Annotated in this window: 18 protein-coding genes and 2 pseudogenes; 10 read left to right on the forward strand and 10 right to left on the reverse strand. The window is 69.4% G+C overall.

All coding sequences use genetic code 11. The features are described 5' to 3' along the window. Positions 1-307: 307 nt before the first annotated feature. The 9 genes from ACZ7L0_RS38845 to ACZ7L0_RS38885 all read right to left on the reverse strand — a co-directional run bounded on the left by ACZ7L0_RS38845 (position 308) and on the right by ACZ7L0_RS38885 (position 11,141). Positions 308-1,894 carry a sigma-70 family RNA polymerase sigma factor gene (locus ACZ7L0_RS38845; RefSeq protein WP_471247299.1) on the reverse strand — a complete coding sequence of 529 codons (1,587 nt, stop codon included), beginning with the start codon at positions 1,892-1,894 and terminating at the stop codon, positions 308-310. A gap of 78 nt (positions 1,895-1,972) precedes the next feature. Beyond that, positions 1,973-3,058, reverse strand: a complete 1,086-nt coding sequence (locus tag ACZ7L0_RS38850) for a hypothetical protein (protein WP_471247300.1) — start codon at positions 3,056-3,058, stop codon at positions 1,973-1,975. Positions 3,059-3,474: 416 nt separating this feature from the next. Then, positions 3,475-3,693: a hypothetical protein gene (locus ACZ7L0_RS38855; protein ID WP_471247301.1), complete on the reverse strand. Its 219-nt coding sequence runs from the start codon at positions 3,691-3,693 to the stop codon at positions 3,475-3,477. Between the two features lie 32 nt (positions 3,694-3,725). Continuing rightward, complete coding sequence (locus tag ACZ7L0_RS38860; protein ID WP_471247302.1) at positions 3,726-4,730, reverse strand: sugar phosphate isomerase/epimerase family protein; 1,005 nt, start codon at positions 4,728-4,730, stop codon at positions 3,726-3,728. Further along, complete coding sequence (locus tag ACZ7L0_RS38865) at positions 4,727-5,998, reverse strand: Gfo/Idh/MocA family protein (RefSeq protein WP_471247303.1); 1,272 nt, start codon at positions 5,996-5,998, stop codon at positions 4,727-4,729. Before ACZ7L0_RS38865 ends, ACZ7L0_RS38860 begins: the two co-directional genes overlap by 4 nt. A gap of 89 nt (positions 5,999-6,087) precedes the next feature. Further along, complete coding sequence (locus ACZ7L0_RS38870) at positions 6,088-7,134, reverse strand: substrate-binding domain-containing protein (protein ID WP_471247304.1); 1,047 nt, start codon at positions 7,132-7,134, stop codon at positions 6,088-6,090. 23 nt (positions 7,135-7,157) lie between these two features. Continuing rightward, a complete protein-coding gene (locus tag ACZ7L0_RS38875; protein WP_468607381.1) occupies positions 7,158-8,168 on the reverse strand; it encodes an ABC transporter permease in 1,011 nt (336 codons plus the stop codon). Further along, a complete protein-coding gene (locus tag ACZ7L0_RS38880; protein WP_471247305.1) occupies positions 8,165-9,724 on the reverse strand; it encodes a sugar ABC transporter ATP-binding protein in 1,560 nt (519 codons plus the stop codon). Before ACZ7L0_RS38880 ends, ACZ7L0_RS38875 begins: the two co-directional genes overlap by 4 nt. 241 nt (positions 9,725-9,965) lie before the next feature. Continuing rightward, entirely contained in the window at positions 9,966-11,141 is a 1,176-nt protein-coding gene (locus ACZ7L0_RS38885; protein ID WP_471247389.1) for an ROK family transcriptional regulator, read from the reverse strand. Positions 11,142-11,522: 381 nt separating this feature from the next. Here ACZ7L0_RS38885 and ACZ7L0_RS38890 point away from each other — a divergent pair, with 381 nt between their 5' ends. From ACZ7L0_RS38890 to ACZ7L0_RS38930, 9 genes and pseudogenes are all read left to right on the forward strand, one after another. Continuing rightward, positions 11,523-12,842: an LPXTG cell wall anchor domain-containing protein gene (locus ACZ7L0_RS38890; protein ID WP_471247306.1), complete on the forward strand. Its 1,320-nt coding sequence runs from the start codon at positions 11,523-11,525 to the stop codon at positions 12,840-12,842. Positions 12,843-13,358: 516 nt separating this feature from the next. After that, a pseudogene (locus ACZ7L0_RS38895) lies at positions 13,359-14,033 on the forward strand (ricin-type beta-trefoil lectin domain protein); the annotation flags it as partial. Between the two features lie 170 nt (positions 14,034-14,203). Then, the gene (locus ACZ7L0_RS38900; protein WP_471247307.1) at positions 14,204-15,334 is read left to right on the forward strand and encodes an inositol-3-phosphate synthase; all 1,131 of its coding nucleotides are present in this window, start codon (positions 14,204-14,206) and stop codon (positions 15,332-15,334) included. Beyond that, a complete protein-coding gene (locus ACZ7L0_RS38905; RefSeq protein ID WP_471247308.1) occupies positions 15,331-16,242 on the forward strand; it encodes an SCO3242 family prenyltransferase in 912 nt (303 codons plus the stop codon). Before ACZ7L0_RS38900 ends, ACZ7L0_RS38905 begins: the two co-directional genes overlap by 4 nt. Beyond that, entirely contained in the window at positions 16,239-17,099 is an 861-nt protein-coding gene (locus ACZ7L0_RS38910; protein ID WP_471247309.1) for a sugar phosphate isomerase/epimerase family protein, read from the forward strand. The genes ACZ7L0_RS38905 and ACZ7L0_RS38910 overlap by 4 nt, the downstream gene beginning before the upstream one ends. Next, entirely contained in the window at positions 17,096-17,710 is a 615-nt protein-coding gene (locus ACZ7L0_RS38915) for an EboA domain-containing protein (protein ID WP_471247310.1), read from the forward strand. Before ACZ7L0_RS38910 ends, ACZ7L0_RS38915 begins: the two co-directional genes overlap by 4 nt. A 1-nt stretch (position 17,711) precedes the next feature. Beyond that, on the forward strand, positions 17,712-18,560 hold the full coding sequence (locus ACZ7L0_RS38920; RefSeq protein WP_471247311.1) for a TatD family hydrolase: 849 nt from the start codon (positions 17,712-17,714) through the stop codon (positions 18,558-18,560). 4 nt (positions 18,561-18,564) lie between these two features. Next, a complete protein-coding gene (gene eboE, locus ACZ7L0_RS38925) occupies positions 18,565-19,734 on the forward strand; it encodes a metabolite traffic protein EboE (RefSeq protein ID WP_471247312.1) in 1,170 nt (389 codons plus the stop codon). Beyond that, positions 19,731-21,110 (forward strand): nucleotide pyrophosphatase/phosphodiesterase family protein, encoded by a 1,380-nt coding sequence (locus ACZ7L0_RS38930; RefSeq protein ID WP_471247313.1) that lies wholly within the window; start codon positions 19,731-19,733, stop codon positions 21,108-21,110. Before eboE ends, ACZ7L0_RS38930 begins: the two co-directional genes overlap by 4 nt. 182 nt (positions 21,111-21,292) lie before the next feature. On the opposite strand, the pseudogene ACZ7L0_RS38935 reads toward ACZ7L0_RS38930, so the two are convergent. Beyond that, positions 21,293-21,622: pseudogene (locus ACZ7L0_RS38935) on the reverse strand (beta-propeller fold lactonase family protein); the annotation flags it as partial. Positions 21,623-22,109: 487 nt separating this feature from the next. Here ACZ7L0_RS38935 and ACZ7L0_RS38940 point away from each other — a divergent pair. Then, positions 22,110-24,842 (forward strand): PQQ-dependent sugar dehydrogenase, encoded by a 2,733-nt coding sequence (locus ACZ7L0_RS38940; RefSeq protein WP_471247314.1) that lies wholly within the window; start codon positions 22,110-22,112, stop codon positions 24,840-24,842. Positions 24,843-24,864 lie beyond the last annotated feature (22 nt).

Below are 24,864 nucleotides of genomic sequence, written 5' to 3' on the forward strand. Positions count from 1 at the left end.
TCCCGCGGCTCCGACCTGCTGAAACGGTGCACGAACCGTTCGTGCACCGCCTCCAGTTCACGCGCCCACAACCTGACATCGGCAAGGTCCCCACCCATAACCACACCAACGACCAACCTGGCCATCAGTCACAGCAAGCACCGTTGCAGTACTAACCGTGCGGCCCCCCGTGAGGGCGTTCGCTGAGTGATCGGTGCGCGCCACGCGGTCACCGGGGCCCGGCGTCCGTGCGGCACCCTGGCCGACATGTCCTGATCGACTACGAACTCGAGGGCTGAGCGCGCCGTCTGGATGCCCGGTGCGAGATTCAGAGGCCGAGCTGCCCGTCGAAGGTAAAGATCAAAGACTCCGTGCCGTAGTAGTTGAGGGTGATGCCGATCGTCGGAGAGTGCGATTGGCCCGCCAGATTCCACTCGTTGAGGCCGAGACGCCGACCGTTGTCGCCGAGCGGGCTGAAGGCGATGTCGCCGTTCTGCGGCAGGTAGTACTCCCACCACTGGCCGGGCGTGGCCTCGCCGCATTTGAGCTGTCTCACGACCGCGCCGTCAGGGCGCTGTTCGGGATAGGTCAGGCAGAGCTTGCTCGCCTGGTTGCGCAGCTGCAAGTGACCGTCGGTGTTGCGGACCAGTTCCCACGTCTCGTTCGCGGCACCGGTGCAGGCGGCTTCGCGAGGCTCCGCGCCGGAGCCGCCCCTCGTCTCCATGCAAAGGCCTGTGGACTTGATGCGCAGCCGAGTCGTCGCGGCAGCCTCGGGAAGCTGCGGTGCCGGCGTCGGAGAAGCGGTCGGTGTCGCGGAAGGAGTCGGAGAGTCGGAAGGGGACGGCGACGTGGTCCCGTCCGGGTGACTCGGAGTGGGTGTCGGGCTCGGCGACAGGGAGGGAGCGGTGCTCAGAGGCATCGGCGCGACACTGGAGGCGACGGGGGGCGGCGTCGAGTCGGCGTCGTCTCCTGAGTCGGAGAGGAACAGGAAACCTCCGAGCGCCGCCACGGCCACGGCTCCGGCTGCCGCACTGGTGCCCAGGGGGTTCCACGTGAACTTCGAAGGGGAAAGTTCGAGGTGCCCGGAGACCCCCGTCACCGCCTCCGCATGCGCCAGCCGAGCGGCGAGGTATGCGGGGGCCGCCCACAGAAGCAGCGCGGCGGGTAGCACCAGCCGCATGCGCTCGTTGACGTCGGTCAGCTCCGTCATGGCACGGCGGCAGTCGGCGCAGCGGTCGAGGTGCCGGACCAGGTCCTTGTTGAGGCGTCGGCCGGGGCGGCGTACGGAGGCCGCGAGGAGACGGCTGAAATGCCGGCACTCCGGATCGTCCGAGGAGTCCGCGGCCTCGATGTGTGCCGCGAGATACGCCTCGCGCAGCCCCTCGCGGGCGCGGGCGGCGAGAGAGCCCACACCGCTGGGGCCTATGCCGAGGAGGGCGCCGACCTGCTCGGCCGGTTCCCCCTCGACGACGGTGTGCCACAGCACCGCCTGCCAGCGTTCCGGCAGAGAACGGAAGCCGCGCAGCAGCAGGGCACCGTCCTCCTGGCGAAGGACGCGGTCCTCGCCGCTCTCCACGGTGGGATGGGACTCCAGCCAGCGCTCGAAGTCGGGCGAGAGATCGGTGCGGCGCGCGGTGGTCGCCCAGTCGGCGGCGGTACGGCGGACCACGGACAGCAGATACGGGCGCCACGCGGACTCGGGGCCGCGGCCGCCTCGTACCGCCTGGAGTGTGCGGGTGAAAGCCTCGGATGCCAGGTCCTCGGCGGTATGTGTGTCTCGGCAGCAGGTCCGCGCGTAGCCGAGGACGGCCGGGCGGTGCCGGCGGAACAGCTCTTCCAGGGCATCGTCCGCGCCTGCGCTGTGCTGTTCCGACACTCGGATGGCACGGGTCAGTTCTGCGTCGGATACGGGCATGGGGTGTCCCGGGGAGGTGTGAGTGCTGGTGCTGGAGACAGTGTTGCTCCTGCTGGGAGCTTTGTGAAGTCTTGATACTCAAATAGGCAGAGATCTCGTGACTTTGATGGATCTGGTGTGTTCGCCATCGTGGGTCAAGGCTTCGTGTACCCCTACCGCCAGGGACACCCCCACGGTCGCCGTGGCGAGGCACAGGAACAGCGGCCTGCCGGAGTACGAACCGTCGTGGGAGGTGCTCGGCCCCCTGCGCGATGCCCCAGGGGCTGCCGCCCTCCAGAGGAATTCCGGCTGTTGGGCCTCCACCATGGACCGCAGCGCGTGATACGGCGGTCCAGGCCACCAGCCGAGCAGCAACGGCGGTAGGTGAGTGCGCAGTTGACTGTCGAGGTCGGAGAGATCCTCGTACGCCTCGGCGCAGCTTGGGCACTCCGCGAGGTGGCCTGCCAGGAGGTCGTCGGAATGGTGACGCCGCGGGGCCCGGTCCGGAGATCCGTCCTCGACAGAGGCCGCAAGCCAAGGGGCGTGCGACGCGCACTCGGCTGATGCGGCGGTGGCTCGCCGGTGGAGTGTCAGGTAGGCCGTGCGCAGACGGGCCCGGGCCTGGTGCGTGACGGGGCCGAACTCATCGCGCCTGATGCCCAGGCAGACGATCGTCGTGGTACGGCCCTCGCCTTCGACGATGCTGTGCCACAGTGCGGTCTGGTCGCGCTGGGGCAGCAGGTAGAACGCCGCGGCCACCCGGTGGCGACCGCTGACCGGCCAGTTGCCGCCTGTTACGGCCCAATGGCGAAAGCCCGGGCTGAACGGGCCGCTGGGTTCGTGCGCCCACGCTCGTACCGCCAGGCCACGGGCAGTGGCCAGCAGATGCAGCCGCCAGGGAACAGTGGGGAACACGCCGCCGGCAGCCGCTTCGAAAGAGTTCGAGAAGGTGCGATGGGCGAGATCGTCCGCAAGGGTGGAGTCCTCGACGCAGGTGTTGAGGTAGGCGACGACCGCGCTCGAATGACGGCGCGCGAGGGTCTCGAAGACGTGTGCGCGGCCACTGCGGAGCAGTCCGGCGACCTCCGCGTCGCTTCCCTGCGTCGGCCGGGACCGGCAGCGCTCCAGTGCGAGTCGGGCCGACTGCAGGATCAGATCGTGGAAAACAACCCGCGGGCGTGGCATGGCGCGGCTCCCTTACATGACAGGTGGCGAGCGAGGGTGGCACGGACAAGGTGGGTGGCAGTGCTCGCCGACGGTCAGGGGGGCTTGACCGTGGACAGGGGGGCCGCACCGCCACCCACCGGCTCGTGTCGCTCTTCACTTGGGCAGGAACGCGAACGGTCCGGCACATCCCGCGACTTTGCCGACGCTTTACCTTCAGGTGATTCGGGCCTGCATCGTGAATTCGTAGTTCTTCATGATGGGGCCGAAGAAGAAGTCCTTCCTGGTGACAGCCACGACAGCCGTGTCGGGAAGAGCACGCGCGGGGGGGGGCCTGCGGACAGACTGTCCTCACCCAGCTCTTGCCGGGTTGGCACCAATCAGCCGTACTCGTCCCCAGCCGGGCCCACGCAAGATCGCGAAATCAGACTGGAGTACTAACCGGCCATCAGACCCGGGTCGATGACGGGCCCGTAGCGCAGCCACAGCTCGGAGCCGTCGTAGTCGGCGGCCGACTGGGCCGCCAGAGCGGCACTTTCCTGTCCGCCCACCGCCTGCGCGGCCGTACCGGCACCCGAGACCATGCCGGAGGCCGCGGCGACCGCAACGGCGACGCCCAGGAAGCTCCGACGCGTCAAACCCACCGTGCCTTCCATGTCGTGCCCTCCGCAGTCGCGTCGCGAGTGGCTCAGTAAGACGTTCCGAAGACCGCGTCGAAGGAGGCCGACGGCGGGCTGAAGTCGTATGCCTTGAGCTTGGCCAGGGCCTCGGGGGCGCCCTGGAGGCGGTCCATGCCGGCGTCCTCCCACTCGACGGAGACGGGGCCTTCGTAGCTGATGAAACGGAGCATGCGGAAGACGTCTTCCCAGCGAACGTCGCCGTGGCCGACCGAGACGAAATCCCAGCCACGTCGGGGATCGCCCCAGGGCAGGTGGGAGCCGAGGCGGCCGCTGCGTCCGTCGAGGCGCTTGCGGGCGTCCTTGCAGTCGACGTGGTAGATGCGGTCGCGGAAGTCGTAGAGGAAGCCCGCCGGGTCGATGTCCTGCCAGACGAAGTGGGAGGGATCGAAGTTCAGGCCGAAGGCCGGGCGGTGGTCGACCGCCTCCAGAGCGCGCTGGGTGGTCCAGTAGTCGTAGGCGATCTCGCTGGGGTGCACCTCGTGGGCGAAGCGGACGCCCTCCGCGTCGAAGACGTCGAGGATGGGGTTCCAGCGGTCGGCGAAGTCCTGGTAGCCGCGCTCGATGGTGGCTTCGGTAGCGGGCGGGAACATGGCGACCAGGTGCCAGATGGCGGAGCCGGTGAAGCCGGCGACGGTGTCCACGCCGAAGGCCGCGGCGGCGCGGGCGGTGTCCATCATCCTCATGGCCGCCCGCTGCCGTACGCCCTCGGGGTCGCCGTCGCCCCAGACCTCGGGCGGGAGAACGGCCTCGTGACGCTCGTCGATGATCGTGTCGCAGACGGCCTGGCCGACGAGGTGGTTGGAGACGGCCCAGCACTTCAGACCGTACTCCTCAAGGAGTTGACGGCGGGAGTCCAGATAGGCGGGTTCGGCGAGTGCTTTGTCCACCTGGAAGTGGTCTCCCCAGCAGGCGAGTTCCAGGCCGTCGAAACCTGCGTCGCGGGCGATGCGGCAGACCTCCTCCAGGGGCAGGTCGGCCCACTGGCCGGTGAAGAGGGTGAAACGGTGGGTCATGACGCACGTCCCTTTTCGTGGTCGGAAGGGGAGACGAGGGTGTAGATGCTGTCGTTGGACACACTCTCCTCGACGGCGGCGAGCACCCGCTGCACCTGGAGACCGTCGGTGAAGGACGGGGAGGGCCGGGAGCCGTCGGCGATGGCCTGGACGATGTCGCGGGCCTGGTGGACGAACGTGTGCTCGTAGCCGAGTCCGTGACCGGGCGGCCACCAGCCGGCGAGGTAGGGGTGATCGGCTTCGGTCACCAGAATGCGGCGGAAGCCCGCCTCGGCGGCGGGTGCGGTGCCGTCGTAGAAGTGCAGTTCGTTGAGCCGCTCGAAGTCGAAGCAGAGGGAGCCGTGTTCGCCGTTGACCTCGAAGCGCAGCGCATTTTTGCGTCCGTGGGCGAAACGGGTGGCCTCGAAGGACGCGAGTGTGCCGGATGAGAAGCGACCGGTGAACAGGGCGGCGTCGTCGACGGTGACCCGGCCGCGGTCACCACTTGCCGAAGTGGCGAGCGCAGCCGAGGCGTCGGCCATGACCGGGCGCTCGCTGACGAAGGTCTTGGTGACCGCGCTGACACCGAGGAGCGGCTCACCTGCCAGGAACTGGGCGAGGTCGACAATGTGCGACCCGAGATCGCCCAGGGCGCCGGACCCGGCTGTCTCCCGGCGCAGACGCCAGGTGAGCGGGAACTCGGGGTCGACCAGCCAGTCCTGGAGATAGGTCAGACGGATGTGCCGGAGCGCGCCGAGCCGGCCGGCCCCGATCAGGGCCTGTGCCAGCGAAATGGCGGGCGTGCGGCGGTAGCTGAAGCCGACCATCGCGATCCGTCCTGGGTTGCGCTCCGCGGCGGCGACCATGGCCTCGGCCTCCTCGACCGTGTTGGCCAGCGGCTTCTCGCACAGCACGTGCTTGCCGGCGTCGAGTGCGGCGACGGCGATCTCCGCATGACTCTCGCCGGGGGTGCAGATGTCGACGAGGTCGATGTCGTCGCGTGCGATCAGCCTCCGCCAGTCGGTCTCGGCGGACTCCCAGCCCAAGCGGTGCGCGGCCGTCCGCGCCGCCTGCCCGTTCCGGCCGCACACCGCGGTGAGGTGCGGCTCCAGTGGCAGGTCGAAAGCGCGGCTCGCGGTGCGCCAGCCCTGGGAGTGGACGGCACCCATGAATGAGTAGCCGACGATGCCGATGCCGAGGCGAGGCTTGTGGGCGACGGTGGATCGTCTGTCGGCGGATCGCCCGGGCACGAGTTCTTGTTCCGGGGGTTCCCTGTATGCGGGCTTCATGTGCGAGCTCTCCTTGACGCGGCCAGGGGCGGGCGCGGCGCCCCCGCCCCTGGCCGCGGCGATGGCGGGGGCCAGTCCCCCGGTGTGGTCTAGTTGAACCCGGTGGCCATGTACCGGCCGACGTTGGCCTTGTCGACGACGGCCGAGTAGAGGGTGATGGAGGAGGGGATCTCGAACTCCGCCAGGCCGCCGAGCCCCTTGCTCTGGCCGAGCGCCCGTGCCAGGTCGATGGCCGAGGCAGCCATGGTGGGCGGGTAGAGCACGGTTGCCTTCAGGACACCGCTGTCGGCCTTGATGGCCTGGAAGGCGGAGAGCGCGCCCGCGCCGCCGACCATGAGGAACTCGTCCCGCCCGGCCTGCTCGATGGCGCGCAACGCGCCGACGCCCTGGTCGTCGTCGTGGTTCCACAGCGCGTCGAACTTCTTGTTGGCCTGGAGCAGCGCCGCCATCTTGGACTGGCCGGACTCGACGGTGAACTCGGCGGCCTGACGGGCGACCTTCTTGATGTTCGGGTAGTTCTTCAGCGCGTCGTCGAAGCCCTGGGTGCGCTGCTTGGTCAGCTCCAGGGTGTCCATGCCCGCGAGTTCGACCACCCGCGCGTTCGGCTTGCCCTTGAGCTTCTCGCCGATGTAGTGCCCGGCGTTGAGGCCCATGCCGTAGTTGTCGCCGCCGATCCAGCAGCGGTACGCCTGCGCGGAGTTGAAGACCCGGTCCAGGTTGATGACCGGGATGCCGGCGCGCATCGCCTTCAAGCCGACCTGGGTGAGGGCCTTGCCGTCGGCGGGCAGGATCACCAGGACGTCGACCTTCTTGTTGATGAGGGTCTCGATCTGGCCGATCTGGGTGGCCGTGTCGTTGGAGCCCTCGGTGATCTCGAGGGTGACGTCCTTGTACTTCTTGGCGCTATCACGGGCATTGACGTTGATGGCGTTGAGCCACCCGTGGTCTGCCTGGGGACCGGCGAAGCCGATGGTGACGTGCTTGCCCGGCTTGTCGTCGGCGACAGCGGCCTGTTCGGCCGCGCCGCCCTTGGAACCGGTGTCGTTGGAGGTGCACGCCGTGAGCAGTGCGCCGGCCGACACGGCGGCGGAACCGAAGAGCAGTCTTCTGCGGAGGGCGTCGACTTGCTGAGCCATGTTCTTTTCTCCTTGCTGGCGCTTTACTCGTGGGCGGTGCGGCGTTGGACGAGGACGGCGGCGACGATGATGGCGCCCTTGGCGATCTGCTGGGTCGCGCTCTGGAGGTTGTTGAGCGCGAAGATGTTGGTGATCGTGGTGAAGATCAGGACGCCGAGGACGGAGCCGGTGACGGTGCCGCGGCCCCCGCTGAGCAGGGTGCCGCCGATGATGGCTGCGGCGATGGCGTCGAGTTCGTAGAGGTTGCCGTTGGTGTTCTGGCCGGAGCCGGAGAGGATGATCAGCAGGAAGGCGGCGATGCCGCAGCACAGTCCGGACAGCAGGTAGAGGTAGAGCCGCTGGCGGCGGACGTCGATGCCGGCGAGGCGGGCGGCTTCGGGGTTGCCGCCGATGGCGACCGTGCGCCGGCCGAAGGTGGTGCGGTTGAGGAGCAGCCAGCCGATGACGACGACCACCGCGAAGACGATCACGAGCGGCGGCACCCCGAGTACGTAGGCGTCCTTCTCGCCCAGATCGAGGATCTCGGGGATGGTGACGATCTGGGTGCGCCCATCGGTGATCTGCAGGGCGAGGCCGCGGGCGGAGGCGAGCATGGCGAGGGTGGCGATGAACGGGACCATCCGGCCGTAGGCGATCAGCACGCCGTTGACCAGGCCGCAGCCCACACCCACGAGGAGCGCGGTGAACAGGACTCCGGAGAAACCGAAGTCCTGGGTGGCGACCGTGGTCGCCCACACCGAGGCCAGCGCCACGATCGCACCGACCGACAGGTCGATGCCACCGCTGATGATCACCAATGTCATGCCGACCGTGACAACGCCGATCACCGACGCCTGAGTGAGTACGAGCTGGAGGTTGTTCACGGCGAGGAACTCGTCCGGCTTGGTGACGCCGCCGACGAGCACAAGGATCGCCAGGACCCCGAGCAGCGACAGGGTACGGAGATCGAGCCGGAGGCCGAGAGCGGGCGTGCGCGGTGGCGGCGCGGCGGGAGCGGGCTTCTCGGCCGCGGGGGCGGCCGCGGACTGCGTCATGATGCGTGGTTCCCTTCGAGTACGAGATCGAGTACGCGGTGTTCGTCCAGTTCGTCGGCGGGCGCGCGATGGACGACGTGGCCCTCACGAAGCACGAGGACGCGGTCGGCGAGGCCGAGAACCTCGGGGATCTCACTGGAGACCACGAGGACGCCCAGCCCTTCGTCCGCCAGACGCCGGATCACCGCGTACAGCTCGACGCGGGCCCCGATGTCGACACCACGCGTGGGTTCGTCCAGGAGCAGGACGCGGCATCCCCTCAGCAGCCAGCGCGCCAGGACGGCCTTCTGCTGGTTGCCACCGGAGAAGTTCTTGACCTGGGCGTCCGGATTATCCGGGTGGAGCACCAGGTCGCGGGTGACCTGGTGCGCCGCAGCACGCTCCGAGGCACGGTCGATCCAGCCGAGTCGGGAGAACCGGCCGAGGGTGGAGATGGAGACGTTGCGGGTAACCGACTCCAGCATCAGCAGGGCCTGTGCCTTGCGTTCCTCGGGAGCGAGGCCGATGCCGGCGCGCACCGCGGCACGGACGCTGCCGGGCCGGACCTCTTCTCCGTCCACGAACACCCGGCCGGACGTGGGCCGACGGGCCCCGAAGATGGTCTCCAGGATCTCGGAGCGGCCGGATCCCACCAGGCCGGCGAGGCCGACGACCTCCCCGGGGCGGACTTCGAGGTCGAGCGGCTCGAACTCCCCCTGGCGGCTGAGAGCTTCCACCTTCAGCACGGGCTGCACCTCGGGAGTGACCGGATCGGCCGCACGTGGGGAGTAGGGGAAGACGTGCTCCACGGCGCGGCCCGTCATGAGTGCGACGATGTCGCGGGTGGGTGTGGACCGGGTCGGCAGACCGTCGGCGACGGACCGGCCGTCCTTGAGGACGGTCACGCGGTCGCCGATGGCGCGGATCTCCTCCAGGCGGTGGGAGATGTAGATGATGGCGACGCCTTCGTTCGTCAGGGTGTCCACGGTACGGAAGAGATTGCGCACCTCGTCCGGGTCCAGGGCGGCCGACGGCTCGTCCATGACGATCAGGCGGGCGTCGTGGGACAGGGCACGGGCCATGGAGATGATCTGCTGCTGCGCCGCCGAGAGCTCGGCGACGGGTGCGGCCGGATCGATCTCCGTGTGGCCGAGCCTGTCCAGCAGGGTGGCGGCGCGCTGACTGGCCACCCGGGTGCGTACGACGAATCCGGCGCGGGTCGGTTCGTGACCGAGGCTGATGTTCTCGGCCACCGAGAGGTGCTCGACGAGATCGAGTTCCTGGTAGATCGTCGCGATGCCGAGACGCATGGCGGCGATCGGGGACTTCAGCCGGGTGGGCCGGCCCTGCCAGACGATTTCGCCGCCGTCGGGCTGATGGGCGCCGGCCAGGACCTTGATGAGGGTGGACTTGCCCGCGCCGTTCTGGCCGAGGAGGCAGTGGACCTCGCCCTCGACGACCGTCAGATCGACGCCGGACAGAGCGCGGACGCCGGGGAAGGACTTGGTGATCCCGGTCATCCTGAGCAGTGGCGCAGGCGAGCCGGCTGTTCGAGTGTCAGGGGGTGATGGCGGCATGGGATGGTCCCTCGGTTCCGTGGCGGTACAAGGTCATGGCGCTGTGTGTCCTGCGCGGTGGGATGCGGGCATGGAGCGGGTGATTCGGTGCGGAGACCGCTCTGGCGGGGGGCGGAGGCGGGGCTGTGCGCCTCCCCCCTTCGCGCTGCGGGCGCCGGGCGAGCACTCGAAGCGCCGGTTCGTGCTGGTTCAGGCGCCCCACCGCCAGCGGGGGTTGAGACGGTGGGGCGGGTCATGGGGATCAGGCCGGAGAGAAGACGCGGTCGGTGATGAGCCGGGCCGCTCCGACCACGCCGGCCTGAGGGCCGAGTTCGCTGAGGACGATGGGGAGGTCGCCGGTGGCCAGGGGCAGAGACCTGCGGTAGACCTGGGTGCGGATGGAGGCCAGCAGACCGTGGCCGAGGCCGGTCACCCCACCGCCGACAACCACCAGCGCGGGGTTGAAGAACGACACCAGTGCGGCGATGACCTGTCCGACGCGGCCACCACCCTCCCGGATGAGATCACCGGCGGCGGCGTCACCAGCGGACGCCGCCGCGGCGACGTCAGCCGCGGTGAGCGTGCCCGTGGCGGCCAGCCGGTCGGCCAGTTGGCCCGGATGCCCGGACTCCACGAGCGCGTCACGGGCGAGCGCCGCTCCGCTGAAGTGGGCTTCCAGGCAGCCGGTGTTGCCGCAGGGGCACGGATGGCCGTCCGGATCGACCTGGATGTGGCCGATGTCTCCGGCGCTCCCGGTGACGCCGCGGTAGACCTCGCCGTTGACGACGATGCCACACCCGATTCCGGTGCCGATCTTCACGTAGAGGAAGTCCTTGACTCTTCGGGCGACTCCCGCCTGCTGTTCCCCGAGGGCCATCAGGTTCACGTCGTTGTCGACCATGACCGGGCAGTCGAGGTCCTGGCTGAGGGCCTCACGGACGGGGAAGTTGTCCCAGCCCGGCATGAGCGGCGGTGCGACCGGGACGCCCTCGGGGAAGCGCACCGGTCCGGGGATGCCGACCCCGGCCCCGTCGAAGCCTTCGGCGATCCCGGCTGCCTTTAACTTGGCGGCCATGTCGAGGACCTGCTCGAAGACGGCGACCGGACCTTCCCGTACGTCGACCGACTGACTGAGGTGGCCGAGAACCTCCAACTGGGCGTTGGTGACGGCGACATCGGCGGACGTGGCGCCGATGTCGATGCCCAGGAAGCGGAGTTCGGGAGCGAGGCGGACGTTGTGGGACCGGCGCCCGCCCCTCGATGCGGCGAGCCCGTCGTTCACGACGAGTCCGGTATGCACGAGCCGGTCCACCTCGACGGCGAGCTTGGAGCGGGACAGGTTCACCAACTCGCCGAGCTGCGCACGGGAGTGGGGCCCTTCGTCGCGCAACAGCCTGAGTATGTGCGCCTGATGTGCGTTCGCGGGCCGTGCCGTCATGCGTCTCACGTCGCCCTCCCGCCGAGTGTTTCCGGTCTTCGGTGTATCTGGCGGTGGAACTTAGCAAAGGTTTCGATGAGTTGTGAAGCACTTAAGTCAAGATCTTCGGTTACTTCTGATTCTTGAAAGACAAAGTGCGGACCCTTCGCGCTGTGCAAGCGCCGGTGGCTGCCTGTGTGGAGTGAGCCCAGCGCTCGTGGCTCATCCCGCGGTGTTATCAACTCGTGACTAGGTGGTTCGGGTGGCCCTCCATGGACGGCCGCGCAATGTGTTTGTAACGGAGTGGTAACGCGGCGGGACGGCCGGAAAGCTCCGCGGTCCTTCCAGGTCGACGACTTCTCGTCGGGAGACCGGCGAGCGAACGGAAGGCTCTCTCCCACCATGCGTGTACGTCAGCGCGCCCTGCCCATCTCCGCCCTCTGTGCCGCTCTGGTCCTCTCGGCGGCGGCCTCATACCCGGCCGTGGCCGCGGACCAGCCCGACCGGCGGCGGGTTCAGGTCGTGATGGTCGATTTCACCGACAGCACCCTCAGGAACCCGGACAAGACCAGGGCCGCGCTCCAGGACGTCTACTTCGGCAAGAAGAACTCCCTGACCTCGTACTACAACGAGGTCACGGAGGGGGCCGCCGAGTTCGAGCCCGCCGCTGCCGGGGAAGGGGGAGTGGTCGGCCCCATCGAACTCCCGATCGCCGGCGCCGGCTGCGACAACAGCAAGATCTACAACGAGACGCTGAAGGCACTCGAACAGCGCGGAGCCGGGTGGGGCGACTTCGCGCACCTGTCGATCGTGTTCCCCAATGACACGGCCCGCTGCGGCTGGGGCGGTCTCGGTTCCGTCGGCGGTGGCATCACCTGGGTGCCGGTGTCGGGCGATGGCGGGGTCGCCGACATGACAGTCCTGGTCCACGAGTTCGGCCACAACTTCGGCTACCAGCACCAGATGCGGTTCGCCTGCACCGGCACGGACCTCGCGACCTGCAAGGACACCGAGACCACCAGTCACAAGACACCCATGGGCGGTGGCACCGTGGCCGTGGGTCTCAGCGCGCCCGAGCTGATCCGGGCCAAGTGGCTGTCGAAGGAGGAAGCGCCCGAGGTCACCAAGTCACGCACCTACAGGCTGCGCCCGCTCTACGGAAAGGGTGACGGGGTGCGCGCGCTGGACATCCCGGTGGGCAAGGATCGCCTGGTCGTGGAGTTGCGCGCTGCGTCCGGCACCCTCGACAAGGGACTTCAGGGGTTGCATGCCTACCGGGTCCCCCAGGGCAACTACGCCGCCTCCCAGTTGGTCGACGTGACTCCCGGGGTCGACCACTGGGCCGGCGTGGACGGCAGGACCAAGGACGCGCTGGCGGCCGGTGTGACGCTGACCGACAAGGCTCACAAGGTCGAGATCAAGGTTCTCGACTCCAAGCCCGGCGGCGCGACGGTGGCCGTCAGCCGCGACGGCGTGCCGGCGCCCGTCGGCGAGCCCTCCAAGGCCCCCGGTGGCAACGACCCCGCCCCGCAAACGGGTGGCGGCGAGCGCACCGCGTCCCCTCAAGCCGGGCATGGCACGGATCTCGCCTCGACCGGCGGCGACAGCGACGGCTGGGCAGGGCTCGCCGCCGGCGGGTCCGCACTCCTCCTGCTGGGCGGTGGCGCCTTGGCCGTGTCGCGCCGCAGGCGAGGGAGGTTGGCGCGGCACGGCTCGCGCTGAGGCACGGCGAGCTGCGAGTCGACCCAGGCTTTTGTCTTGCGCTCGGAGAAAGTTACGCCTAGTTCTGCTCTAAATCTTCCATGGTCGACGAAAGCGAGCTAGATTTCCGGCGATTCACATCGAAAGTATCGCCTCTCCGAGAAGAACCAGGTTCCCATCACCCTGATACGGAGGACGACCGTGCATCGCCACCCCCCATCCAGTCGGCACCGCCGAGGCGCGGCCCTGCTCATCGGGCTGCTCCTCGCCGTCGGCACCCCCGCCGTGGCCGTCGCCCACGACGGCCACGGCGAGGACGAACCCCACACCGCTGCCGCGGCCCCGACATTCGTGCAAACCCCCCTGGCCAAGGGCCCGGACCAGGTCGGCGAACCCATGTCGCTGGCCGTGTTGCCGGATCGCTCGGTCCTGCACACCTCACGCGACGGCACCCTGTACCTCACCGACCCGTCGGGCTCCAGCCGCGTCACCGGGAAGATCCCCGTCTACTCGCACGACGAGGAGGGACTCCAGGGCGTGGGCGTCGACCCGTACCGCCTCACCGGAGCGACCAAGCTCAAGGCCCGGGTCTCCTCCGGTGGCGCGGGCGGCACGCTGGAGCTGCACACCGGTTCCCCGACCGGACCGCTGCAGGGCTCCGCCGAGGTGAAGCCGACCGGCGGCTGGGAGACCTGCGCCGACGTGGAGACCACGCTGCGGGATCTGCCCGACGCGACCACCAAGATCTACCTGGTCTTCAAGGGCGGCAGCGGGGCCCTCTTCGACGTCGACGACTTCGACATCGTGACGGACGGATCCGGCGGCACCCGCACCGGTGAGGTGAAGGGCGTCAACGGCAAGTGCATGGACGTGGAGGGCGGAAACCCCGCGGACGAGACGCAGATCCAGCTCGTCGGCTGCAACCACACGGCCGCACAGCAGTGGACGCTTCCCGGCGACGGAACGATCCGGGCGCTGGGCAAGTGCCTGGACGTGCAGTGGCGGGGCAGCGCCGACGGCACGAAGATCCAGCTCTACACCTGCAACGACACCCCCGCCCAGGAATGGCGGCCGCAGAGCGACGGCACGGTCCGCAACCCGCACTCGGGCAAGTGCCTCGACGCCGAGGGCGGCACCTGGGGCGACGGAACACACCTGCACCTGTGGACCTGCCATGGCAAGGCCAACCAGCAGTGGACTCTGCCGTCCTGAGCGCTCCTGACCTGAGGTCCACGCATCGAGGGTCCTCCGCCTGAACCAGGCGACCGAGGAACCCCGCCACCAACGGGTCCGTGCCGGGGACAGCGGCTCTCGCCCCCGGCACGGATCTTCCACTCATCACCGCAGACACCACGAACAAGAACGGCAGAGAGGCGCTCGTGATGACGTCATCGACATCCACACCGGCAGTGCCCCGTACGGGAATCTGGCTGATCGGAGCCCGTGGCTCCGTCGCCACCACGGTGGTCGCCGGGTGCGCGGCCGTCGGCTGCGGACTTCAGCCGGCCGTCGGCATGGTCACCCTCACTCCGCCCTTCGCCGGATGCGGGCTCCCGGACCTGGGACACCTGGTCTTCGGCGGGCACGACGTGGCCGCCTGCCCCCTGCCGAAGCGTGCCGAGCAACTCGCCGCCCAGGGAGTTCTGCCGCACGACGTTCCCCACGCCGTGCGCGGTGAACTTGCCGCGGCCGACGCCGAGATACGCACCGGTGGCCCCCTCGTCGACGACCTGCGCGACGATCACGAACTGATCAGCGCCTTCACCGAGGACATCGTCTCCTTCCAGAGGCGCAACAACCTCGCCCGCTGCGTCGTGGTCAACCTCGCCTCCACGGAACCCGCGCCCCTCGCGGGGGACGACAGACTGCCGGCCAGCTCGCTGTACGCCGCCGCCGCTCTGCGCACGGGAGCCGCGTACGTGAACTTCACCCCCTCGACCGGACTTCGTCATCCGGCGCTTCACGGCCCGTACGACGTACCGGTGGCCGGGAGGGATGGGAAGACCGGGCAGACCCTGCTGCGCTCCGTGCTCGGCCCGATGTTCGCGCAGCGCGCGCTCACCGTGCGGTCCTGGTCCGGCACCAATCTCCTGGGCGGGGGAGACGGTGCGGCGCTCGCCGACCCGGATGCCGCCGCCGCGAAGAACGCCGGCAAGACACGGGTCCTCGCCGAGACCCTCGGGGCCGCCCCCGAGGGCGTGGTGCACATCGATGACGTACCGTCGATGGGGGACTGGAAGACGGCCTGGGACCATATCGCCTTCGAGGGGTTCCTCGGCGCGCGGATGGTACTGCAGACCACCTGGCAGGGGTGCGATTCCGCGCTCGCGGCGCCGCTCGTCCTCGACCTGGCCCGGCTCGTCGCCCGGGCGCACGAAGCGGGGCTCACCGGTCCGCTGCCCGAGCTGGGGTTCTTCTTCAAGGATCCCGACCCGGGGGCGGCTTCGTCGCTGTCCGAGCAGTACCTGGCGCTGCTCGGCTTCGCCGACCGGCTGCGGACGGCGCGCGCGTGAGCGCGCTCCGCGACTGGGCCCAACTTCTGCGCATCTCGGCGCTGTTCACCGTCCCCGGTGACGCGCTCGCCGGGGCGGCGGCCGCCGGAGTGCGCCCAGACCGGCGTACGACGCTCGCCATCGGCTGCTCCCTGTGCCTGTATGAGGCGGGCATGGCCCTGAACGACTGGGCGGACCAGGAGGAGGACGCGCGTGAGCGCCCGGACCGACCCCTTCCGTCGGGTCGCATACCCCCAGCCGCCGCTGTGGGGGCGGCGGTCGGGCTCACGGGGGCCGCTCTCGCCCTCGCGGCGCGGGCAGGGCGCCCGGCGGCGGCGGTCGCCGGGTGCCTGGCCGCAACCGTCTGGGCGTACGACCTGAAGCTCAAGCACACCCGCGCGGGGGCGGTGGCGATGGGCGCGGCCCGCGGCCTGGACCTACTGCTCGGCGCGGTGGCGGCCGGCGGACGGCCTCTTCGCCCCGCCGTGGCCCTGTCCTCGGCGGCACTGGCCGCCCACACGTACGCGGTGACTCGTGTCGCCCGGAACGAGACCACCGGCGGATCCGCCCTGGCTCCCCTGGCCGCACTGGCCGCAAGCAGCGCCATCGGGGCGGCACTCGCATGGAGGCGTTCGGACGGGCCGGCGGGATCCCCAGTTGCCTACCGCTCCGGCAGGCAACTGGCCCGCGATCTCACCGCCCCGGCTCTCGCCACCCTCTACGGCGCCACGGCCGCGCGGCCGTACCTGCACGCCACCCTCAACCCCTCCCCGCCCCTCACACAACGCGCGGTGGGAGGCGGGATCAGATCACTCATCCCCCTCCAGGCCGCTCTCGCGGCCCGCGCCGGCGCCCCCGCCCTGGGCTGCGCGCTGATGGCACTGGTGCCGCTGGCGCGCCGTGTCTCCCGGAAGGTGAGCCCGACATGACCCTCCGTTTGGCCTACGGCACCAACGGCCTGACCGACCTGCGCCTCGACGACGCGCTGTTCCTCCTCGCCGACCTCGGCTACGACGGCGTCGGACTCACCCTCGACCACATGCACCTCGATCCGATGGCGCCGGACTTCTCCGTCCGGGTGAGCCGGCTGTCCCGCACCCTGCACGCCCTTGGGCTGACGGTGACGATCGAGACAGGCGCCCGCTACGTCCTCGACCCGCGCCGCAAACACGGCCCCTCGCTGCTCGATCCCGAACCCGAGGGGCGCGCGGCCCGGGTGCGCATGCTGGTGCGGGCCGTCCAGACCGCCGCCGACCTGGGCGCGCACGCGGTGCACTGCTTCAGCGGCGTCATCCCCGACGGCGTCGATCCGGACACGGCATGGAAGCGGCTGGCCGACGAGTTGGCGGTCGTCCTCGACGCGGCCACCGTTCTGGGCGTGCCGCTCGCCGTGGAACCCGAGCCCGGCCATCTCCTCGCCACCCTGGCCGACTTCCACCACCTGCGCCACCTGCTCGGCAACCCCGAGGCGCTCGGCCTGACCCTGGACATCGGCCACTGCCAGTGCCTGGAGCCCGCCCCGCCCGCCGACTGCATCCGAATGGCCGCGCCCTGGGTGCGCCACGTGCAGATCGAGGACATGCGGCGCGGAATCCACGAGCACCTCCCGTTCGGGTCGGGCGAGATCGACTTCCCGCCCGTCCTCGATGCCCTCGCCGACCTCACCTACACCGGCTACCAGGGCCTGATCAGCGTGGAGTTGCCCCGCCACTCGCACGCCGGTCCGAGTCTGGCCGCAGGTTCCCTTCACTACCTGCGCGGCCTTGAGGAAGGAGCACACGCATGACCACACAGCCGACCGCCGACCTCGCCGGAATGTGGGAGCGGCTCGACACCCCCGTCCGTGTCTGGCTGACCGAGGCCGTTGTCGACGCCGCCGCGGCCAAGAACGCCCCGCCTCGCTCGCTGCCCGTCTGGGAGGCGCGATTCGCCGAGGCGGGACGGCGGTGCCGGGGTGCCGAGGACGTCGCCCGCGTCCTCCTCCTTCATGCGGTCCAGCCGGAGCCCTCCGCCCTCGCCCGGCTGTACGCGCACGGCACATCCGACGAACGCCGCGCCGTCCTCCATGTGCTGCCTCACCTCCCGCACCTGCCCCCCGCCGATGCCCTGCCCTTGGTCGAGGACGCCCTGCGCACCAACGACACCCGGCTCGTCGCCGCCGCCATGGGCCCGTATGCCGCCGAACACCTGGGCGCCCACGCCTGGCGGCACGCTGTCCTGAAGTGCCTGTTCACCGGCGTGCCCCTGGACGAGGTGGCCGACCTCGAACGCCGCGCGGCCGGGGACGGGGAACTGGCGCGGATGCTCACCGACTACGCGGCCGAACGCATCGCGGCGGGCCGCCCTGTGCCGGTCGACCTCCACCGAGCCCTCCGCCTCGCCACCCAGGAGCACTGACATGCGCATCTTCGACCCGCACATCCATATGACGTCCAGGACCACCGACGACTACGAGGCCATGCACGCGGCCGGCGTCTGCGCGGTCGTCGAGCCGTCCTTCTGGCTGGGCCAGCCCCGCACCTCGCCCGCCTCGTTCTACGACTACTTCGACTCCCTGCTGGGCTGGGAGCCCTTCCGCGCCGCCCAGTACGGCATGGCCCACCACTGCACGCTCGCCCTCAACCCAAAGGAGGCGAACGACCCGCGCTGTCTGCCCGTCCTGGACGAACTGCCCCGCTATCTCGTCAAGGACCAGGTCGTGGCCGTCGGTGAGATCGGCTACGACTCGATGACCCCCGCCGAGGACACCGCCCTCGCCGCCCAGCTCCAGCTCGCCGCCGACCATGGTCTGCCCGCGCTCGTGCACACCCCGCACCGCGACAAGCTCGTAGGCTTGCATCGCACCCTTGACGTGGTCCGGGAGTCCGCACTCGACCCGAGCCGCGTCCTGATCGACCACCTCAACGAGACCACCGTCAAGGAGGCCAAGGACAGCGGCTGCTGGCTCGGCTTCTCCGTCTACCCGGACACCAAGATGGACGAGAAGCGCATGGTCTCCATACTGCACACGTACGGGCCCGAGCGTCTGCTCGTGAACTCGGCCGCCGACTGGGGCCGCAGCGACCCCCTCAAGACCCGCAAGGTCGCCGACCTCATGCTGGCCGAGGGCTTCACCGAGGACGACGTCGACCTTGTGCTGTGGCGCAACCCGGTCGCCTTCTACGGGCTCAGCGGCCGGCTGAACCTGGACGTCGCGGCCACCGACGCCACCCACGAGGGCAACTCAGTTCTCAGAGGCGGGGAGTGACCGCATGCGCTTCCGGCACCCGGACGGCTCCACGGTCCATCTGGCGTACTGCACCAATGTCCACCCCGCAGAGACGCTCAGCGGAGTGCTGGCCCAGCTCCGCGACTACTGCGAGCCGGTGCGGCACCGGCTCGGCCGGGACCGCCTCGGTATCGGCCTATGGCTCGCCAAAGACGCCGCGCACACCCTCATCCGTTACCCCGACGCCCTGCGACTGCTGCGTACCGAGCTGAGGCAGCGGCATCTGGAGGTCGTCACCCTCAACGGCTTCCCGTACGCAGGCTTCGGCGCCGAAGAGGTCAAGTACCGCGTGTACAAGCCGGACTGGAACGACTCAGAACGCCTCCGCTACACGGCCGACCTGGCCCGGCTGCTTTCCGCACTCATGCCGGCCGACGTCGGGGAAGGCAGCATCTCCACCCTTCCCCTGGCCTGGCGGACGTCCTTCGACCACAGATCGGCTCAGGCGGCCCGCATCGCGCTGCTCACCCTGGCCGAGTACCTCGACGCCATGGAGAGGTCCACCGGACGGTCGATCCGCATCGGTCTCGAGCCCGAGCCCGGCTGCGTCGTGGAGACCACAGCCGATGCCATCGGCCCGCTCGCCGACATCGGCCACGACCGGATCGGCATCTGCGTGGACACCTGTCACCTCGCCACATCCTTCCAGGACCCGGCGACCGCGATGGGCGCGCTCCAGACCGCGGGCATCCCCGTCGTCAAGGCTCAGCTCTCCGCCGCCCTCCACGCGCAGGACCCGCACCTGCCCGAGGTACGCCAGGCCCTCGCGGCCTTCGACGAACCCAGATTCCTGCACCAGACCCGGGTGCGGACGAAGGACGGGCTGCGGGGTACCGACGACCTCGGCGAGGCCCTCCGTCTCGGCGGCCTCCCGGTCACCGCACCGTGGCGTGCGCATTTCCACGTTCCGCTGCATGCGGTGCCCACACCGCCGCTGACCGCCACACTCCCCGTGCTGCGGGACTGCCTCACCCGCCTTGTCGGCGGCCCGATGGCACGCACGCACCACCTGGAGGTGGAGACCTACACCTGGCAGGCGTTGCCGCCCTCCCTGCGGCCGACCGGCCGCGACGGCCTGATCGACGGCATCGCAGCCGAACTCGCCTTCACCCGCGACCTGTTGACCGACCTCGGCCTGAAGGAGCTGCCATGACCGAGCCCACCCCGCTGCTCGTGCTCGACGTCGTCGGCCTCACCCCCCGCCTGCTGGATCACATGCCCCGTCTGAGGACGCTTGCCGACACCGGCTCCGAGGCGCCGCTCGGTACGGTACTGCCCGCGGTCACGTGTGCCGCGCAGTCGACGTTCCTGACCGGCACCCTGCCCTCGGAGCACGGCATCGTCGGCAACGGCTGGTACTTCCGTGAGCTGGGCGAAGTGTTGCTGTGGCGCCAGCACAACGGCCTGGTCGCCGGGGACAAGCTGTGGGACGCCGCCCGCCGCGCCCACCCCGGCTATACGGTCGCCAACATCTGCTGGTGGTACGCCATGGGCGCCGACACCGACATCACCGTCACCCCCCGTCCGATCTACTACGCCGACGGCCGCAAGGAACCCGACTGTTACACCCGTCCCGCCGCCCTCCACGACGAACTCACCGACAAGCTCGGCACCTTCCCGCTCTTCCACTTCTGGGGCCCCGGCGCCGACCTGGTCTCCAGCCGCTGGATCATCGATGCCACCCGCCACATCAACGCCACCCGCCACCCCGACCTGACGCTCTGCTACCTCCCCCACCTCGACTACGACCTCCAGCGCTACGGCCCCGACGACCCGCGCTCCCTGAGGGCGGCCGCCGACCTCGACGCCGCCATTGCCCCACTGTTGGACGAGGCGCGCGAGGAGGGTCGTACCGTCGTGGCGTTGTCGGAGTACGGCATCACCCGCGCCAGCCGCACGGTCGACATCAACCGGGCGCTGCGCCGGGCGGGCCTGCTGGAGGTGCACACACAGGACGGCATGGAGTACCTGGACGCGATGGCCTCGCGGGCCTTCGCCGTCGCCGACCATCAGATCGCCCACGTCTATGTCCGGCGCCCCGAGGACCTCGACACCACCCGTGCCGCGCTCGCGGGCATCGACGGAATCGATGAACTCCTCGACGACGAAGGCAAGAAGCGGTACGGCCTGGACCACCCGCGTTCCGGCGAACTCGTCGCCGTCGCGCAGCCGGACGCCTGGTTCACGTATTACTACTGGCTCGACGACGACCGTGCCCCCGACTTCGCACGCCTGGTCGAGATCCACCGCAAACCCGGCTACGACCCGGTCGAACTCTTCATGGACCCGCTCGACCCCTACGTCAAGGTCAAAGCCGCCACCGCGCTCGCCCGCAAGAAGCTCGGCATGCGCTACCGCATGGCCGTCGTACCGCTCGATCCGTCGCCCGTGCGCGGCAGCCACGGTCGATTGCCCGCCGACCCCGAGGACGGCCCCCTCCTCCTCTGCTCCGACCCGCAAGCTGTCTCGGGTCCGGTCCCGGCCACAGAGGTGAAGGGCCTGCTGCTGGGCCTTGCGGGTCTGAAGTGAGCGTCGACCCGAGGCGCGGGTCGGCCCGGTGCGGCCTCCCTGCTCACGGGACGATCGGCAGGATGGACGCGGGAGCGGTGGCGGTCAGCGTGCCCGTGCGAGGAACAGATGTCCGGACGCCGGGCGCGGTGGAAGACGGACACCGTGTCGGAGCGCTGGTTGGCGCAGATGACGAAGCGTCCGTCGGGGGAGAGGGCGATGTCACGCGGCCATGTCCCGCCACAGGGAACGCTGGTGACCAGGTCGACGCTGAAGCCGGCGTCGCTCACGGCGAGTACGGCGATGGTGTCGTCGCCGCTGTTGGTGGAGCAGAGGAAGTGGCCGTCCGGAGAAAGGCGCACCGCGGCCAGGTAGTTGGCGTTCGGCGCGTGGGGGTCCTGCCGTGTGCCGTACTCGGCGACGGGTTCGAGGAGACGGCGTACGGGGCCGAGGGGTGGAAGGCGAGGTGGCAGGGCAGCGCACCGCCCGCGACTGTCCTTCCTCCCGGTGCCCACACCGTGACGGTCAGGCACAGTGGGTGGGCCGACCCGCGCTCCGTGGGCACGTACATCAGCGTCGACGCCTTCGTCACGAGGTGACCTGACGTCATAAGCCCCGTCCCAGGCGCTTCACCCGTGATGTGGCATCCGCGAGGTCCATGGCTCGGCGTGCCGGGAGGACCGATACGGCTCGGGTGAAGCGGCCCGGAATGGCGTCCCGGCGGATCGCTGTCTCCACCGGTACCCGTGAGGACAGGGACTGCTTCTCAGGTACCGCCATCATCGAACTGACTTATGACGAGTGTCAAGCAAAAGACTGCTCAGATTAATCTTATGTAAACGTCTTGACGGTCATAATCGTGCGCTGCCACTGTGTCGACGTCCCGGATCTCGGCGAGTGGCACGCCGATGGGACGGCTCTTCAGCCTCTCGACGCGGTCGGCGTGCGCGTCGATCATCGAAAGGCCTCTTCGTGTCCCGAAGAACACGCCCCTGGAGCGCGGCTACAGCGTTGTCGCTGATGGCCGCCTCACTCACCGCGGTCGCCGGCCTGTCCACCCCGGCCGCCGCGCACGAAATCGTTGCCGAGGACTTCTCGGAGGTCACCCTCGCCAAGGGGGGTGGCGAGCTGGGGGAGCCCATCGCGATGGAGGTGCTGCCCGACCGGTCGGTGCTGCACACCGCGCGCGAGGGCAAGCTGCGGCGCACCGACAAGGACGGCAACACGACCGTGATCGGGTCGCTGTCCGTCTACACCAACGACGAGGAGGGGCTCCAAGGAGTCGGCATCGACCCCGATTTCACCTCGAACCGGCGGATCTACCTCTACTACGCGCCCGCCTCCGAGAACGTCAACCGGCTGTCGATGTTCACGCTGAAGTCCGACTACACGCTCGACATGGCCAGCGAGAAGAAGATCCTCGACGTCGCGGCGACCCGCGGCATCTGCTGCCACGTGGGCGGCGACATCGACTTCGACAAGGACGGCAATCTCTACCTGTCCACCGGCGACGACACCAACCCGTTCAACACCGGGTACGCGCCACTCGACGAGCGGCCGGGCCAGCAGGCCTACGACGCCCAGCGCACCTCGGCGAACACCAACGACCTGCGGGGCAAGATCCTGCGGATCAAGGTCAACGGTGACGGCAGCTACTCCATCCCGGCGGGCAACCTGTTCGCCCCGGGCACGGCCAAGACCCGCCCCGAGATCTATGCGATGGGGTTCCGCAACCCCTACCGGATGAACATCGACAAGCAGACCGGCGCGATCTACGTCGGCGACTACGGTCCCGACGCGGGCGCCACCGACCCCAACCGTGGTCCCGGGGGACAGGTCGAGTTCGACCGCGTCACCGAGCCCGGCAACTACGGCTGGCCGTACTGCACGGGCACCAACACCACGGCCGAGACCTACAACGACTGGGACTTCGCGACCAACACGACCGGACCGAAGTTCGACTGTGCGAACGGGCCCACGAACAACTCCCCGAACAACACCGGACTGACGAAGCTCCCGCCGGCCAAGCCGTCCTGGATCCGCTACGGCGGCGACGCCGGCAGCCCTCCGGAGTTCGGCAGCGGAGGGGAGGCGCCGATGGCCGGACCGGTCTACCGCTACGACGCGAACAACCCCTCGACCACCAAGTTCCCGCAGTCGCTCGACGGGCACTTCTTCGCGGGAGAGTTCTCCCGCGGTTGGATCAAGGCGATCCAACTGACCTCCACCGGCGGCGTCGGCGAGATCCTCGACTTCAAGAACAGCCCCAACGACAACGTCAACCAGGTCATGGACGTGGAGTTCGGCCCGGACGGCGCCCTGTACGTCCTGGACTACGGAACCGGCGGGAACTTCCAACTCAACGAAAATTCCAGGCTGCTGCGCTACGACTATGTCGGGTCGGGCGGCAATCACGCCCCGGTGGCCGAGGCCAAGGGCGACCCGACCTACGGGCACGCCCCACTGTCGGTGAACTTCTCGTCGGCCGGGTCGAAGGACGTGGACAGCGACCCGATCACCTACTCGTGGGCATTCGGTGACGGAGCGACCTCGACCGAGGCCAACCCGTCGCACACCTACACAGCCGACGGAACCTACAAGGCGACCCTGACCGTCCGCGACTCCAACGGCGCCACCGCAACGGACGACGTGGTCATCGGGGTCGGGAACACCCCGCCGACCGTCACGGTCAGCCAGCCCGTGGACGGCCAGCTGATCTCTTTCGGTGACGTCATTCCGTTCCAGTTCACCGCGACCGATGACGAGGACGGATCCTCACCCGACTGCGACCGGGCGGCGATGAACAACGCGGTCCGGCACGACACCCCTCCCAACACGCACACTCACCAGCTCAGCGCGGTCAAGGGCTGCTCTGGCTGGATCACGGCGGAGGACTCCAACGAAGGTGACGCGGCCCGGCTCTTCCCCGTCTTCGACGCCACGTACACCGACAGCAAGGGCCTGCCGGGCGGCAAGCGGGTCACCACCCAACTGCGCAAGCGGCAGGCCGAGCACTACGACGACTCCTCGGGCATCACGGCGTACGACAAGACGGCCGCGGAGGGCGGACAGACCGTCGGAGACATCGACAACGGCGACTGGATCTCCTTCAAGCCCTACCGACTGGAGAAGGTGAAGTCGTTCACCGCCCGGGTCTCCTCCGGCGGCGTCGGCGGCACCCTGCAGATCCGCGCCGGCTCGCCCACCGGACCCGTACTGGGTTCGGCGGCCGTCGAGAACACGGGGAGCTGGGAGAAGTTCACCACGATCTCCGGCAGCGTGTCCGGCGCAGCCGCGGAGACGACCACCCTGTACCTGACCTTCTCCGGTGGCTCCGGCAAGTTGTTCGACGTGGACTCCTTCTCCTTCACCACTGCCGGCCCGGTCGTCGGGCTGGCCGGCAAGTGCCTGGATGTCGAGGGCGGCGACTCCAAGGACCGCACGGAGGTTCAGATCTACGACTGCAACAAGACCGGGGCCCAGACCTGGCAGCGCTACGGCCAGACGCTGCGCGCGTTGGGCAAGTGCCTCGACGTGGAGGAGGCCTCCACCCAGAACGGGGCGAGGGTCCAGCTCTTCGAGTGCAACAACACGGTCGCGCAGAACTGGGTGCAGCGGGCCGACGGTTCGCTGTTCAACCCCCACTCCGGCAAGTGTCTTGACGTCGAGGACGCCAAGACCGACAACGGCCGTCGCACGCAGCTCTGGACCTGCTGGGACGGCACCCACCAGAAGTGGAAGGTTCTGACGTGAGCTACCGATCCTTCCTGAGCGC

The organism is Streptomyces sp. NPDC039424 (genome assembly GCF_055639495.1).

Coding starts and splice junctions, on each gene's coding strand:
- ACZ7L0_RS38900 (WP_471247307.1), top strand. CDS start 14,204: ATGACGTCATCGACATCCACACCGGCAGTGCCCCGTACGGGAATCTGG.
- ACZ7L0_RS38845 (WP_471247299.1), bottom strand. CDS start 1,894: ATGCCCGTATCCGACGCAGAACTGACCCGTGCCATCCGAGTGTCGGAA.
- ACZ7L0_RS38920 (WP_471247311.1), top strand. CDS start 17,712: ATGCGCATCTTCGACCCGCACATCCATATGACGTCCAGGACCACCGAC.
- ACZ7L0_RS38910 (WP_471247309.1), top strand. CDS start 16,239: ATGACCCTCCGTTTGGCCTACGGCACCAACGGCCTGACCGACCTGCGC.
- ACZ7L0_RS38855 (WP_471247301.1), bottom strand. CDS start 3,693: ATGGAAGGCACGGTGGGTTTGACGCGTCGGAGCTTCCTGGGCGTCGCC.
- ACZ7L0_RS38940 (WP_471247314.1), top strand. CDS start 22,110: ATGGCCGCCTCACTCACCGCGGTCGCCGGCCTGTCCACCCCGGCCGCC.
- ACZ7L0_RS38890 (WP_471247306.1), top strand. CDS start 11,523: ATGCGTGTACGTCAGCGCGCCCTGCCCATCTCCGCCCTCTGTGCCGCT.
- ACZ7L0_RS38885 (WP_471247389.1), bottom strand. CDS start 11,141: ATGACGGCACGGCCCGCGAACGCACATCAGGCGCACATACTCAGGCTG.
- eboE (WP_471247312.1), top strand. CDS start 18,565: ATGCGCTTCCGGCACCCGGACGGCTCCACGGTCCATCTGGCGTACTGC.
- ACZ7L0_RS38875 (WP_468607381.1), bottom strand. CDS start 8,168: ATGACGCAGTCCGCGGCCGCCCCCGCGGCCGAGAAGCCCGCTCCCGCC.
- ACZ7L0_RS38930 (WP_471247313.1), top strand. CDS start 19,731: ATGACCGAGCCCACCCCGCTGCTCGTGCTCGACGTCGTCGGCCTCACC.
- ACZ7L0_RS38850 (WP_471247300.1), bottom strand. CDS start 3,058: ATGCCACGCCCGCGGGTTGTTTTCCACGATCTGATCCTGCAGTCGGCC.
- ACZ7L0_RS38915 (WP_471247310.1), top strand. CDS start 17,096: ATGACCACACAGCCGACCGCCGACCTCGCCGGAATGTGGGAGCGGCTC.
- ACZ7L0_RS38860 (WP_471247302.1), bottom strand. CDS start 4,730: ATGACCCACCGTTTCACCCTCTTCACCGGCCAGTGGGCCGACCTGCCC.
- ACZ7L0_RS38880 (WP_471247305.1), bottom strand. CDS start 9,724: ATGCCGCCATCACCCCCTGACACTCGAACAGCCGGCTCGCCTGCGCCA.
- ACZ7L0_RS38870 (WP_471247304.1), bottom strand. CDS start 7,134: ATGGCTCAGCAAGTCGACGCCCTCCGCAGAAGACTGCTCTTCGGTTCC.
- ACZ7L0_RS38865 (WP_471247303.1), bottom strand. CDS start 5,998: ATGAAGCCCGCATACAGGGAACCCCCGGAACAAGAACTCGTGCCCGGG.